Annotated in this window: 19 protein-coding genes; 16 read left to right on the forward strand and 3 right to left on the reverse strand. The window is 69.4% G+C overall.

Annotated features, from left to right (window positions below):
- The first annotated feature begins 41 nt into the window (after positions 1-41).
- Entirely contained in the window at positions 42-659 is a 618-nt protein-coding gene (locus tag QO010_RS08930) for a glutathione S-transferase family protein (RefSeq protein WP_307348336.1), read from the forward strand.
- A gap of 3 nt (positions 660-662) precedes the next feature.
- Positions 663-1178, forward strand: coding sequence for a GNAT family N-acetyltransferase (locus QO010_RS08935; protein WP_307348338.1), 516 nt, complete (start codon positions 663-665; stop codon positions 1176-1178).
- Here the strand turns inward: QO010_RS08935 and QO010_RS08940 are convergent.
- Positions 1163-1618: a gluconokinase gene (locus QO010_RS08940; protein ID WP_307348340.1), complete on the reverse strand. Its 456-nt coding sequence runs from the start codon at positions 1616-1618 to the stop codon at positions 1163-1165. The genes QO010_RS08935 and QO010_RS08940 overlap by 16 nt on opposite strands.
- A 16-nt stretch (positions 1619-1634) precedes the next feature.
- Positions 1635-2327, reverse strand: coding sequence for a peptide-methionine (S)-S-oxide reductase MsrA (gene msrA, locus QO010_RS08945; protein ID WP_307348342.1), 693 nt, complete (start codon positions 2325-2327; stop codon positions 1635-1637).
- A 77-nt stretch (positions 2328-2404) separates the two neighbouring features.
- Here msrA and QO010_RS08950 point away from each other — a divergent pair, with 77 nt between their 5' ends.
- On the forward strand, positions 2405-3109 hold the full coding sequence (locus QO010_RS08950; RefSeq protein ID WP_307348343.1) for a glutathione S-transferase N-terminal domain-containing protein: 705 nt from the start codon (positions 2405-2407) through the stop codon (positions 3107-3109).
- Here QO010_RS08950 and QO010_RS08955 read toward each other — a convergent pair.
- Entirely contained in the window at positions 3106-4092 is a 987-nt protein-coding gene (locus QO010_RS08955) for a glycerophosphodiester phosphodiesterase family protein (protein ID WP_307348344.1), read from the reverse strand. The two genes, QO010_RS08950 and QO010_RS08955, sit on opposite strands and share 4 nt — an antisense overlap.
- Positions 4093-4229: 137 nt before the next feature.
- On the opposite strand from QO010_RS08955, the gene QO010_RS08960 reads away from it, so the two are divergent.
- The 13 genes from QO010_RS08960 (at position 4230) to QO010_RS09020 (ending at position 12124) form a co-directional block, all read left to right on the forward strand.
- Positions 4230-4883 carry a lysoplasmalogenase family protein gene (locus QO010_RS08960; RefSeq protein WP_307348345.1) on the forward strand — a complete coding sequence of 218 codons (654 nt, stop codon included), beginning with the start codon at positions 4230-4232 and terminating at the stop codon, positions 4881-4883.
- Positions 4880-5227 carry an arsenate reductase gene (locus QO010_RS08965; protein ID WP_307348346.1) on the forward strand — a complete coding sequence of 116 codons (348 nt, stop codon included), beginning with the start codon at positions 4880-4882 and terminating at the stop codon, positions 5225-5227. The genes QO010_RS08960 and QO010_RS08965 overlap by 4 nt, the downstream gene beginning before the upstream one ends.
- Positions 5228-5543: 316 nt before the next feature.
- On the forward strand, positions 5544-5990 hold the full coding sequence (locus QO010_RS08970) for a hypothetical protein (protein ID WP_307348347.1): 447 nt from the start codon (positions 5544-5546) through the stop codon (positions 5988-5990).
- A complete protein-coding gene (locus QO010_RS08975; protein ID WP_307348348.1) occupies positions 5987-6523 on the forward strand; it encodes an RNA polymerase sigma factor in 537 nt (178 codons plus the stop codon). Before QO010_RS08970 ends, QO010_RS08975 begins: the two co-directional genes overlap by 4 nt.
- The gene (locus tag QO010_RS08980; RefSeq protein ID WP_307348370.1) at positions 6520-6834 is read left to right on the forward strand and encodes a hypothetical protein; all 315 of its coding nucleotides are present in this window, start codon (positions 6520-6522) and stop codon (positions 6832-6834) included. Before QO010_RS08975 ends, QO010_RS08980 begins: the two co-directional genes overlap by 4 nt.
- A gap of 105 nt (positions 6835-6939) precedes the next feature.
- Positions 6940-7335 (forward strand): DUF6249 domain-containing protein, encoded by a 396-nt coding sequence (locus QO010_RS08985; protein WP_307348372.1) that lies wholly within the window; start codon positions 6940-6942, stop codon positions 7333-7335.
- 31 nt (positions 7336-7366) lie between these two features.
- Positions 7367-7969, forward strand: coding sequence for an RNA polymerase sigma factor (locus QO010_RS08990; RefSeq protein ID WP_307348375.1), 603 nt, complete (start codon positions 7367-7369; stop codon positions 7967-7969).
- Positions 7962-8342 carry a hypothetical protein gene (locus tag QO010_RS08995; protein WP_307348378.1) on the forward strand — a complete coding sequence of 127 codons (381 nt, stop codon included), beginning with the start codon at positions 7962-7964 and terminating at the stop codon, positions 8340-8342. Before QO010_RS08990 ends, QO010_RS08995 begins: the two co-directional genes overlap by 8 nt.
- 113 nt (positions 8343-8455) lie before the next feature.
- Positions 8456-9202, forward strand: coding sequence for a tetratricopeptide repeat protein (locus QO010_RS09000; RefSeq protein WP_307348379.1), 747 nt, complete (start codon positions 8456-8458; stop codon positions 9200-9202).
- Positions 9199-10554 carry a PQQ-like beta-propeller repeat protein gene (locus tag QO010_RS09005; protein ID WP_307348382.1) on the forward strand — a complete coding sequence of 452 codons (1356 nt, stop codon included), beginning with the start codon at positions 9199-9201 and terminating at the stop codon, positions 10552-10554. Before QO010_RS09000 ends, QO010_RS09005 begins: the two co-directional genes overlap by 4 nt.
- Before the next feature lie 99 nt (positions 10555-10653).
- Positions 10654-11271 carry a helix-turn-helix transcriptional regulator gene (locus tag QO010_RS09010; protein ID WP_370873730.1) on the forward strand — a complete coding sequence of 206 codons (618 nt, stop codon included), beginning with the start codon at positions 10654-10656 and terminating at the stop codon, positions 11269-11271.
- A gap of 80 nt (positions 11272-11351) precedes the next feature.
- On the forward strand, positions 11352-11765 hold the full coding sequence (locus tag QO010_RS09015) for a VOC family protein (RefSeq protein WP_307348386.1): 414 nt from the start codon (positions 11352-11354) through the stop codon (positions 11763-11765).
- A gap of 2 nt (positions 11766-11767) precedes the next feature.
- On the forward strand, positions 11768-12124 hold the full coding sequence (locus tag QO010_RS09020) for a TfoX/Sxy family protein (protein WP_307348388.1): 357 nt from the start codon (positions 11768-11770) through the stop codon (positions 12122-12124).
- Positions 12125-12126: the final 2 nt, after the last annotated feature.

The raw sequence follows: 12126 nt of genomic DNA on the forward strand, positions 1-12126 counted from the left end.
GACTAACCTGAGGGCTCCCTCTTCCGCAAAGCGAGACAGCCATGGCCAGCGACCTGATCTTCTACACCAATCCCATGTCCCGCGGCCGGATCATCCGCTGGATGCTGGAGGAGGTGGGCGAGCCCTATGAGACGGTGATCCTGGAATGGGGCAACGCCGGCCAGTTCGAGGACTATCGGAAGATCAACCCGATGGCCAAGATCCCGGCCATCGTCCATGCCGGCCGCGTGGTCACCGAGGCGGCGGCCATCTGCGCTTATCTGGCCGAGGCCTTCCCGAAGGCCGGCCTGGCGCCGACGGCGGAGGAGCGGGCGGACTATTACCGCTGGCTGTTCTTCACCGCCGGCCCGGCCGAGGCGGCGATGGTCAACAACACCCTGGGCTGGCACGTGCCGCCCGACATGCAGCGCATGGTCGGCTACGGTTCCTACGACAGGATGGTCGATGTCCTGGAGCAGGCCGTATCGGCCAGGCCCTACATCTGCGGCGACCGTTTCACCGCCGCCGACGTCTATGTCGGCAGCCAGATCGGCTGGGGGACGGGTGTGGGCTCGCTGCCGCGCCGGGAGGCCTTCGCCGCCTATGTCGGCCGCGTCACCAGCCGGCCGGCCTGGAAGCGGGCCCAGGAGATCGACGGGCCCATCCCCGGCGCCGGCTGAGCCATGGCCGACATCGAAATCCGCCCCCTTGAGGACAGCCCCGCCGTCCGCCGCGCCCTGGCCGAGATGCTGGTCGAGGTCGTCGCCAATGGTGGTTCGGTCAACTTCATGCATCCTCTGCCGCTCGAGACAGCTGAAGTCGCCTGGGCCGACTGGCTGGCGGCGGCGGCGCGGGGCGAGCGGATCGTGCTGGGCGCCTTCGACGGCGAGACCCTGGCCGCGACGGTCAGCCTGCTGCCCGCGCCCCAGCCCAACCAGCCGCACCGGGCCGAGATCGGCAAGATGATGACCCGGGTCAGCCACCGCGGCCGGGGCCTGGCCCGCGCCCTGCTGCAGGCCGCCGAAGTGCTGGCGCGGGGGCAGGGCCGCAGCCTGCTGGTGCTCGACACCGCCGTGGAGGACGGGGCGGCGGGCCTCTATGAGAAGCAGGGCTACAGCCTGGCCGGGATCATCCCCGACTATGCCTACAAGCCGCATGGCGGCCTGACCGGCTCGGCCTTCTACTACAAGCGCATCTGAGCCAGCACCGCCTCGACCTGGGCGGCGGTCGGCAGGGCGCAGTCGATGACGATGGGCTGCTCGTCGGGACCCGGCGGTTCCAGGTCCGCGAACTGGCTGGCCAGCAGGTCGGGGGCGAAGAAGTGGGCGCGACGGGCTTCAAGCCGTCTCGCGATCAGGTCGGGTTCGCCACGCAGATAGACCAGCCGGGGCGCGCCCAGCCGGTCGCGGTAAGCGCGCTTGAGGGCCGAGCAGGCGACGACCCCCTGGGGATGGCCGGCGATCCAGTCGGCGACCGCCGCCAGCCAGGGCGCGCGGTCGGCGTCGGTCAGGGGCGTCCCGGCCGCCATCCTGGCGATGTTGGCCGCGGGATGCAGGTCGTCGCCATCCTGGAACGGCCAGCCCAGCCGCCCGGCCAGGGCCGCGCCCAGGGTCGACTTGCCCGACCCCGCGACGCCCATGACCAGCACAGCCAGGCTAGAGCCTCCGGTTGCCGACCAGCACCGGCGTGGGGCTGTAGAGGGCCGGGAACAGCCGCTGCAGCTGGCGGACCTTGGGCAGGTCGTTCTGGGCGATGTAGGGGTCGGTCGGATAGCGGGCCAGATAGTCCTGGTGATAGTCCTCGGCCGGGAAGAAGGGCCGGTTCAGCTCGACCCGGGTGACGATGGGCGCGCCGAACACCCTGGCCCGGTCCAGCTGGGCGATATAGGCCTGGGCGACCCTGGCCTGCTCCGGGCTGGTCGGGAAGATGGCCGAGCGGTACTGCGGACCGTGGTCGGGGCCCTGATGGTTCAGCTGGGTCGGGTCGTGGGCCACCGAGAAATAGATCTGCAGGATGCGGCCATAGCTGATCCGGCGCGGATCGAAGGTGACGCGGACCGATTCCGCGTGACCGGTGCGGCCCGTGCCCACCGTCTCGTAATGGGCGGCGGAGCCGTCGCCGCCGGCATAGCCCGACACCGCGCTGGTGACGCCCTTTACGTGCTGGAAGACGCCCTGGACGCCCCAGAAACAGCCTCCGGCCAGAACCGCCGTCTCGATGATCGCGCCCGGCGCCTCATCCTGCAGCGGCGGGGGAACCAGCCGGCTGGGCTCGCCGGCCCTGACCGAACAGCCGGCCGCGACGATCGCCGCCAGGCCCAGTGTGAGAAAAGATCTGCGCGTCGCCATGCTGGCGTCTCCGGTTCGACATCCTATTTCGTCGGAACACCGGCTGTCGTTACAGGTTCGGCCGTATGGAGTCCCGCATGACCGACCTCTCCGACTTCCCGATCACCAGGCTCTGGCCCGCCCAGCATCCCGACCGCCTGCAGCTCTATTCGCTGCCCACGCCCAACGGGGTGAAGGCGTCGATCATGCTGGAGGAGATCGGCCTGCCGTACGAGCCGCACCTGATCGACATCGGCAAGAACGAGACCTGGACGCCGGAATATCTGGCCCTCAATCCCAACGGCAAGATCCCCGCCATCATCGACCCCGACGGCCCCGGCGGCCAACCTTTGGCGTTGTGGGAGTCGGGCGCGATCCTCCTCTATCTCGCCGAGAAGACCGGCAAGCTGCTGCCCGCCGATCCGGCCCGCCGCTATGAGGCCATCCAGTGGGTCTTCTTCCAGATGGCCGCCATCGGCCCGATGTTCGGCCAGGTCGGCTTCTTCCACAAATTCGCCGGGCGCGACTACGAGGACAAGCGCCCGCTTGAACGCTACGTCGCCGAGTCCAAACGCCTGCTGGGCGTGCTGGAAACCCGGCTGGACGGCCGCGACTGGCTGATGGGCGAGGACTACAGCATCGCCGATGTCGCCACCCTGGGCTGGGTGCGCAACCTGATCGGCTTCTACGAGGCGGGCGACCTGGTCGAGTACGACAGCCTCAGCCACGTCCCGGCCTGGCTGGAGCGGGGCCTGGCCCGGCCGGCGGTGCAGCGCGGGCTGAACATCCCGGCGCGAGCCTAGGGCCAGCGCTTCCGCGCCGCCGGTCCGACAAGGTCGATGCGGTCGGTCCAGATCATGCCGTCGAAGCCGGCCGGCAGCCGCTCGAGCTGGGCCGGCGTGTTGACCCGCCGGAACGCGCCCGACTTGGGATTGTCGACCGCGCCGATGACCAGCACGTCCGACCCCGCCGCTCGCATCCGGGCCAGGTAGCGGTTGGGCCAACCCCAGGCCAGCCAGCTCTGGTCCAGCGAGACGATGGTGATGATCCCCCGGCAGGCCTTGGGCGTCACGCCGCTCCAGCCGAGGGCGAAATAGCGGACCGCGCATTTGGCGGCGGCGCGCTGGTCCATGACCCTCACGCCCGGATGCAGGGCCTGTAGTCGCCGCAGTGTTACAGGCCCCCCGAAGAAGGTCAGCCGGCTCCAATCGGTGATCTTCGCCTGGGCCAGGTAGGCGGCGAGCGCGTCGGCCGTGGCCGGTCCGCCATCCTTGAACTGGATGAGGAAGCGTTGCCGCGGAAACGCCGCCAGGGTTTGGGCCAGCGTCGGCATGCCCCCCACGCCCGCGCCGCGGAGCGGGAAGCTGCGGCCGCCGTCGGCCGTATAGCCATAGCCAACATCGAGGGTCTGCAGGTCGGCGACGGTGTGGGCCGAGACCAGGCCGTGGCCCTGCGTCCTGCAATCCAGTCCTTCATCGTGGAAGACCACGAAGGCGTTGTCCGCCGTGCGCCGGACGTCGAGTTCGACCACATCGGCTCCGGCGGCGATCGCGGCGGCCATCGAGGGCAGGGTGTTGTCGATCAGCCGGTGGGTCGGCGGCAGGATCCGTTGGGCGGTGCAGTCGGAGGGACCCACGGGCTGCGAGTTGTAGATCTGGTGCAGGCCTCTCTGGGCGACCAGGCTCGGGCGGCCATGCGGCGCCGGCGCCAGCCAGGAGGCGTTCAGGCCATAAAGCCCCAGGGCCGCCAGCCCCACGATCAGCAATGCCCAGGTCCGCCGCCGCATCGTCACCCCCGTTTCGTCTCCAGGAGCCTAGCGGCGCGCGATCCACTGGCCAAGCTGGGACGGTCACGCCAAGGTGCGGCCGCGAGTCGGAAGCGAAGGAAGACGCGGTGGCTGATCCTGGTGCGCGTATTTCAGCCATGAGCGGACTGGTCCTGGCCCTCTCCGTCGCCGCCGGGCTCAGCTACATGGCCGGCTGGGACTGGGAGATTTCCCACAAGGCGCTCCTGGCCTGGAAAGGGGCAGGGGTCGGGCTGCTGGCCGTCTATGCGGCGATGCGGGCGCGGGGGCCGGATGGCTGGCTGCTGGCCGCCGTGATGGCCTGTGGGGCCCTGGGCGATGTGCTGCTGGACGTCGGGACCACGGTCGGGGCGCTGGCCTTCCTGGCCGGGCATCTGCTGGCCATCGTCCTCTATCTGCGCAACCGGCGGCGCAGGCTCACCCTCAGCCAGGGGCTGCTGGCCATCGTCCTGGTTCCGGCCACGGTGACCATCGCCTACCTGTTGCCCGACGACCGGGCCGGCCCTCCGCTGGGCGCCCTCTACGCCCTGGGCCTGGCCCTGATGGCCGCCTGCGCCTGGATCAGCCGGTTTCCCCGGCTGCGCACCGGCCTGGGCGCGCTGCTGTTCGTGGTCTCCGATCTGTTGATCTTCGCCCGCGAGGGCCCGCTTCACGGCCAGGCCTGGCTGGGGTTCGGGGTCTGGGGTCTCTACTATGTCGGCCAGCTGCTGATCGTATTGGGCGTCACCCAGGCCTTGACGATCCGGAGCCCGGCGGCCACCACCAGGTCATGACCGTCACCCTCCATGGCATCAAGGCCTGCGACACCATGAAGAAGGCGCGCGACTGGCTGGACAGCCATGGCGTCGCCTACGTTTTCCACGACTACAAGACGGCGGGGGTCGACCGCGCCGCGCTTGAGGCCTGGGCCGGACAGGTGGGCTGGGAGGTGCTGCTGAACCGCGCCGGCACGACTTTCCGCGGCCTGCCGGAGGCCGACAAGACCGGGCTCGACCAGGCCAAGGCCATCGGCCTGATGCTGGCCCAGCCCTCGATGATCAAGCGGCCGGTCCTCGATGTGGACGGCGCCCTGACCGTGGGGTTCAAGCCGGAGGTCTACGCCAAGGTCTTCGCTTAGGTCATCGGCGGCCTCGGAGGACAGCAACTTCTCCACCCCCAAAACCGTCATGGCCGGCCGAAGTGCCGGCCATCCATACACTCGGTTCCGACAGGTGGCCCTCAGAGGGCCCGCTGCGACCTCACGATTGCCCGTGTTCATGGGTGGCCGGGACAAGCCCGGCCATGACGGCTAGAGGGTTGAGAGACTAGGCTGACCGCCCCTCGGTTGCCCCTGAAGCGAAATTAGTTTCGCACCTTGCATCCGGGGGAGGCGCCGGCGGCGACCCAGTTCTCGAAAGGCCCGTTGGACGAGGCCTGGCTGGAGAGACTACGAGATGGAACACATCTTCTTCGCCTTCTGGTGGCTGATCTTCCCGATCAGCGGCTTCATTTTCGGCGGGTTCGGCATGTGGCTGAACTATCGCCGTCATCGCGACCACATGGACCTGCTGAAGAGCTATGCCGACAAGGGCAAGGAGCCTCCGCCGGAAGTACTCAAGGCGGCGGCCGGCGGCGACCCGATGAACGACCCCTACGACTACGGCGGCTATGGCTACTACGGCCGTCGCCGCTGGCGGCGCGGGGCCTACTGGGAATGGCGCCGGGTCTTCCTGTTCGGCGCCCTGGCGGCCGGGTTCGGCTATGCCGGCTGGGTGGACAACTTCTTCAGCCCCGGCTCCACCCATGCCTTCCAGTTGGTCTCGGTGATCATGGCCGTGATGTTCGCCGGCAGCCTGATGTTCGCCATCCTGGCTTCCACGTGGCGGAACGACAGCAAGTGACCCCCGAGGGCCTCGATCTCGAACTGATCGAGGCCGCCCGGCGCGGCTCCAGCGCCGCGTTCGGCCGGCTGGTGGATCGCCATCAGCGGGCCGTTCGCGCCTTCCTGCGGAGAGCCTGCGGGAACGACGCCGAGGCCGACGACCTGGCCCAGGAAACCTTCGTCACCGCCTGGGAGCGGATCGGGCGGTTCCGGGGCGAGGCGGGGTTGCGAACCTGGCTTTGCGGCATCGCCTGGCGCAAGCTGGCCACGGCCCGCCGATCCTGGGCCCGCTCCAGCCGGCGGGAGACCGAATGGATGGAGACCGAGGCGCTCGAACGCCCCGCCACCCCGGGCCAGCTGGATCAGCGGATGGCCCTGGAGGCGGCGCTGGCCAGCCTGCCGCTGGAGCAGCGGGCGGCGGTGGCCCTCTGCCTGGGCGGCGAGTTCACTCACGCCGAGGCGGCCGAGGCCCTGGAATTGCCACTGGGGACGGTAAAATCGCACGTGACGCGCGGCCGGGCGCGGCTGTTGCAGGTATTGGGTGAAGCATGACCGACGCGGAAAAAAAACTGGACGCCTTCTTCGCCGACGACGGGCTGCCGGCCCGCGACCAGGCCTTCACCCATGCGGTCATGCGCCGGGCGGCGGCGCGGCGGCTGCGGGCCGAGCTGGCCTGGCTGGGCGCAGTCTGCCTGTTGGGCGCCGTGGTGCTCTGGGCCCTGGCCCCGGCGCTGGAGCCGATCCTGCATCTGCCGGCGCGCCTGATCGAGACCGCCGGTCCGGCGATCGGGGTGATCGTCGTGGTCTTCACCCTGCTGCTGATCACCGCCCCCCGGGACGCCGGCGGGCCCGTTTCCGCATGAACAAGATTTCATCCGGCGTTCCGCATCCATAGGCGCCTCTGCCCGCCTCTTCATAGGCAAGACGGTCCGACTGGGGCCGACGTGCAGCAATAAGGAGAGGTTCAAATGCATGATGGTGGCTTTCTGATTCCCATCGCGTTTTTCGCCATGATCGCGGCCATCGTTCTGGTGCCGCGCTACTACCGGAACAAGGAGCGCCAGGAGATCCAGGCGACCGTCCGGGCCGCCATCGAAAAGGGGCAGGCCATGCCGGCCGACCTGGTCGAGGCCATCTCGCGCGATGTCAGGCCCGCCGCTTCGCCGCAGCGCGACCTGCGCGCCGGTATCATCTGGCTGGGCGTGGCGGCCGGTTTCGCCGCTTTCGGCTACGCGTTGAGCTGGGTGCACCAGGAGGCTGGCCATGCCACGCCGGTCTTCCTCGGCATCGCCGCCTTTCCGGGCTTCGTCGGACTTGCGCTGATCGCCCTGGGCCTTCTGGGCCTGAGCGGACCGAAGAAGTAGCCAACAGGAAAGGAGCCTCGGGGGCGCCATCATGGCTTCGTCGAAACATGCCAGCCTGCACGATGTCGAGCTCGCCGCCCTGTCGGCGGCGGGCGACCGGCCGGCCTTTGGCGAACTGGTCCGGCGGCACGGTTCAGCCGTTCGGGGCCTGCTGCGGCGGATGGGAGCGCAAGCTTCGCTCGCCGACGACCTGGCCCAGGACGCTTTTCTGGCGGCGTTCGAGTCCATCGCCGAGTTCCGGGGGGAGGGGACCTTCTCCGCCTGGGTGCGGCGCATCGCGGCCCGGCTCTACGTCAAGCGCTGGCGCAAGGACGGGCGCCTCGAATTCGCCCAGGATTTGTCCGACGACTCCCAGGCCGAGATCGGCTCGGGCGGCGAAGGCGCCGCCGCCAGCCGGATTGATCTCGACGAGGCCCTCAAGGGCCTGGGGGAGACCGAACGGATGTGCATTTCACTGTGCTACGGGGCGGGATTATCGCACGCCGAGGCCGCCGAGGCCTTGAACGCCCCTCTGGGAACGGTCAAATCCCATGTCAAACGTGGTTTGGATAAGCTCAGAAGCCGACTTGCGCCGCCGGAAGGCGGAAGTGGTCGGCAGGTCGGCCAATCTTCGGGAGCGGATGCGCATGGCTGATCTGGATTTCGAGATGCGGCTGGACCGCCTGTTCGCCGAGCCGCCGCACCTGGCCGATTCGGAAGCCTTCGCCCACCGGGTCGAGACGCGGCTGAACCGCGGCTGGAGCCTGCGCAGCCTGGCGATCGGCGCGGCCGGCGTACTGGGCGGGGTGATCGGGGCGGGGCAGCTGATCAGCTCCAACCTGCTGGGCCAGGCCCAGGCGGCCTCGGTCAATCAGACCAACGCCATCAGCGATGGTTTCAGCAACATCGTGAAGGCCGGCTCCAATCTCAGCGCCCTGCCGATTGGCGGCGAGGCGGTCTGGCTGGTCGCTGCCCTGGGGATTTTGGCCCTGGCGTTCGGCATTACCCGGGCCATGGATGAGATTTGAGCCCTAAGAGTCTGGCGGGGGCGTCATAATAGCCACACGGCCCGCGTTGCAGGCGGGCCGCTCTGTCTATAGGTTCCCGGCCTCAATTCGCCCATTTCCCGGAGCGCCCTTTCGTGGTCGATGTTTTTGAAGAGGTCGAGGACCAGATCCGGACCGAGCGCTATATGGCGCTGGCCAAGCGTTTGGCCCCCTGGGCCATCGGCGCGGGCGTGGCCCTGACGATCGGGCTGGGCGGAGTCTGGGGCTATCAGGCCTGGCATAACGCCCAGTCCGACAAGGCCGGCCAGATCTATCTGGACGCCATCGAGGCTTTGCAGAACCAGGACGAGGGCAAGGCCACCGCCCTGTTCGGCGAACTGACCCATTCGCCGCTGAAGATCTACAAGGTCGCCGGCTACATGGACCAGGGCGGGCTGCGCCTGCAGGCCGGCAAGCCGCAGGAAGCGGCCGAGCTGTTCGACAAGGCCGCGGCCCTGGCCAGCGATCCCTTCGTCAAGGATCTGGCCCGCCTCAAATCCGCCTTGGCCCTTATGGATACGGCTCCCTACAAGGATATCGAGGCGAGGCTGACCCCGTTGACCGATGACAAGCGGCCGCTCCACCTGAGCGCCAGAGAGGCCCTGGCCTTCGCCAAGCTTCAGGCGGGCAAGACCAAGGAGGCGCGCGCCGACTTCAACGCCCTCAGTCTGGCGCTTGGCGCGCCTGAAGGGGTGGTCCAGCGGGCGCGGGTCGCCATCGACCTGATCGATTCCGGCTCGGGCCCCGCCATGTCGCAAGCGGTCAAGGACAGCCTGACCGTCAATCCGAACCAATTCGCGCCGCCCGGCATGCCGCAGGGCCCCGAGGGAGCCCCTCAATGACGTCACGCCGCCGGCTGGCCGCCGTACTGCTTATCGCCGCCGCGGCCGCCTCGCTGGGCGCCTGTTCGACGGTGAGCAAGGTCAACCTCAACCCGTTCAAGAAGCCGCCGCCCAAGAACGTGGCCGCCGACGGCAAGCGCATCTCGATCATCGCCTTCGACCAGAAGGTCGAGGCGGCCGAGGGCCTGAAGGGCGTCGACTTCTTCCTGCCGCCCGCCGCGCCCCAGGCCGACTGGCAGCTGCCGGGCGGCAACGCCGAGCAGTCCATCGAGCACGTCCAGGCCGCCCCCGACTTCGTCATCGCCTGGAAAAAGGGCTTCGGCAAAGGCTCGGACCGCAAGGCCCACGTCACCGCCCCGCCGATCATGGCCGGCGGCCGCATCTATGTGATGGATGGCGAAGCCACCGTCGCCGCCCTCGACGCCCAGAGCGGCGCCACGGTCTGGCGCACCGAGCTGAAGCCGAAGAACAAGAGGGACAAGGACGGCTACGGTGGCGGCATCGCCTTCGCCGACGGCAAGGTCTTCGCCTCGTCCGGCTTCCGTCTGGTCGCCCAGCTCGACGCCGCCACCGGCGCGGTCGGCTGGCGCAAGAACACCGAATCGCCCGTCCACGGGGCCCCGACCATCAGTCGCGGCAAGGTCATGGCCATCTCCACCGATGACCAGCTCCTGACCTTCGACGCCGTCAGCGGCGCCGAGGGCTGGAACTACCAGGCCCTGACCGAGCCGGCCCGCATCCTGTCGGCTTCCAGCCCGGCGGTCAGCGGCGACACCATCGTCGCCGCCTTCGCCTCGGGCGAGGTCGTGGCCCTGCGCACCGCCAACGGCAACGACCTGTGGAACAACGCCCTCTCGCGCGCCAGCCGCACCAACGCCCTGTCGGAAATCCGCGACGTGGCCGGCCGGCCGGTGATCTACAAGGGCGACGTTTTCGCCGCCAGCCACTCGGGCGTCTTCGCCGCCACCGACCTGCGCACCGGCCAGCCCCGCTGGTCGCTGCCCATCGCCTCGATCACCAGCCCCTGGGCGGCCGGGGACGTGGTCTATGTGATCTCCCAGGCCGGCGAGTTGATCTGCATCAGCCGCGAGAACGGTCAGGTCTACTGGATCAAGGACCTCAACGCCGGGATCAAGAAGTCCAAGGACCGCGCCACCTTCGCCGGCCCGATCCTGGTCTCCGACCGCCTGATCGTCGTCTCCAGCGACGGCCGCGCCCTGGCGATTAACCCCAAGACCGGCGATATCCAGAAGACCCTCAAGCTGGGGTCCCCGGTGCTGATCGCGCCGATCGCGGCGGGCAATATGATCTACGTCGTCACCGACGATGCCCAGGTCATCGCCATCCGCTAGGCATTAGCGCGGCGCGGCGGGCGGAGTAAGCTCGCCGCGATGAGCCGCGCGGTCCGCCTCCTGAACCTGTTGCAGGCGCTGCGAAGGCGTCGGCGCCCAGTGACGGCCCAGGTCCTGGCCGAGGAGCTGGGCGTTTCGGTGCGCACCGTCTATCGCGATATCGCCACCCTGGCCGCCGAGGGCGCCGCCATCCAGGGCGAGGCGGGGCTGGGCTATGTGATGCAGCCGGGCCTCTTCCTGCCGCCGCTGGGCTTCGAGCGCGACGAGCTGGAGGCGCTCGCCCTGGGGCTGGCCTGGGTGCAGGGTCGCGCAGACCCGGTGCTGGGGCGAGCCGCCGACAACGCCCTGGCCAAGATCCACGCCATGCTGCCGCCCGAGGGCCGCGAGACGGTCGAGGGCGAAGAGGCCCTGATCGGGCCCAGCCCCGAACCGCCGCCGGCCGTGGTGCCGCTGGAGCGGCTGCGCGACGCCATCCGGCGACAGCGCAAGCTGGCCATCGTCTATCGCGATGCGGCGGGCGCGCAGTCCGCCCGCGTGGTCTGGCCCATAGCGCTGGCCTATCCTGATGGCGTGCGGCTGCTGGTGACCTGGTGCGAGACCCGGGCGGGGTTCCGCACCTTCCGGGTGGACCGGATCGTCGAGGGCGCGGTCGCCGAGGAGCGCTATCCGCGCAGTCGCCGCGCCCTGCTCAAGGACTGGCGCGCGCAGCTGGACTGATCCTGCGCGGCCAGCTCCTGACAGAAACTGTCACACTCCCGGCCGATGCTGTGGTCCTCGACAGCGCCAGGAGACACCCCATGCGCAACATGCTGATCGCCGGACTTAGCCTCGCCGCCGCTCTTGGCGGGCAGGCCCCGGCCGACAATAGCCAGCCCGTCGCCACGCCAACCTATGTGGAATTCAACGTGGCCGACCCGGCCCGCGCCAAGGCCTTCTATGGGACCGTGTTCGGCTGGAGCTTCACCGACTACGGCCCCGACTACGCCAGTTTCTCCGTGGCGGGCGCGAACGGCGGGTTCGCCCGGGCGACGCCCGGCGGTCCCGGCGGGCCGCTGGTGGTCTTCCCGGTGGCGGATCTGGAGGGGGCGCAGGCGCGGGTCAAGGCGGCGGGCGGGACGGTGACCGTACCGGTCTTCAGCTTCCCGGGCGGGCGGCGGTTCCAGTTCCGCGATCTCGACGGCTATGATGTCGCCGCCTGGTCGGAGCACTGACAATGGATCACGACCCCAAAGCCCTGCAGGTGCTGTTCAGCGCCGCCGCGCCGCCCGACCTGGAACTGCGGTTCCGGCCGATGTTCGGCGGGATCATGGCCTATGCCAACGACAAGCCGCTGGCCTCGCTCTCCAATGTCGGCCTGGCGGTGAAGGCGCCGCCTGCGCTGATGGCTGAGTTCCTGTCCGAGCCGGGTGCGGTCCCGCTGCGCTATGAGCCGGACGCTCCGGTCAGCAAGTCCTATGTGGTCGCTCCGCCGGCGGTGCTGGCCGACCGCGAGGCGCTTCGCGACTGGATCGTCAGGGCCGTTGCCGGACTGGCGGCGGCGCCGGTGAAGAAGGCGCGGGGCAAGCGCTAGGA

Source organism: Caulobacter ginsengisoli, from assembly GCF_030814835.1.
Classification (GTDB): domain Bacteria; phylum Pseudomonadota; class Alphaproteobacteria; order Caulobacterales; family Caulobacteraceae; genus Caulobacter; species Caulobacter ginsengisoli.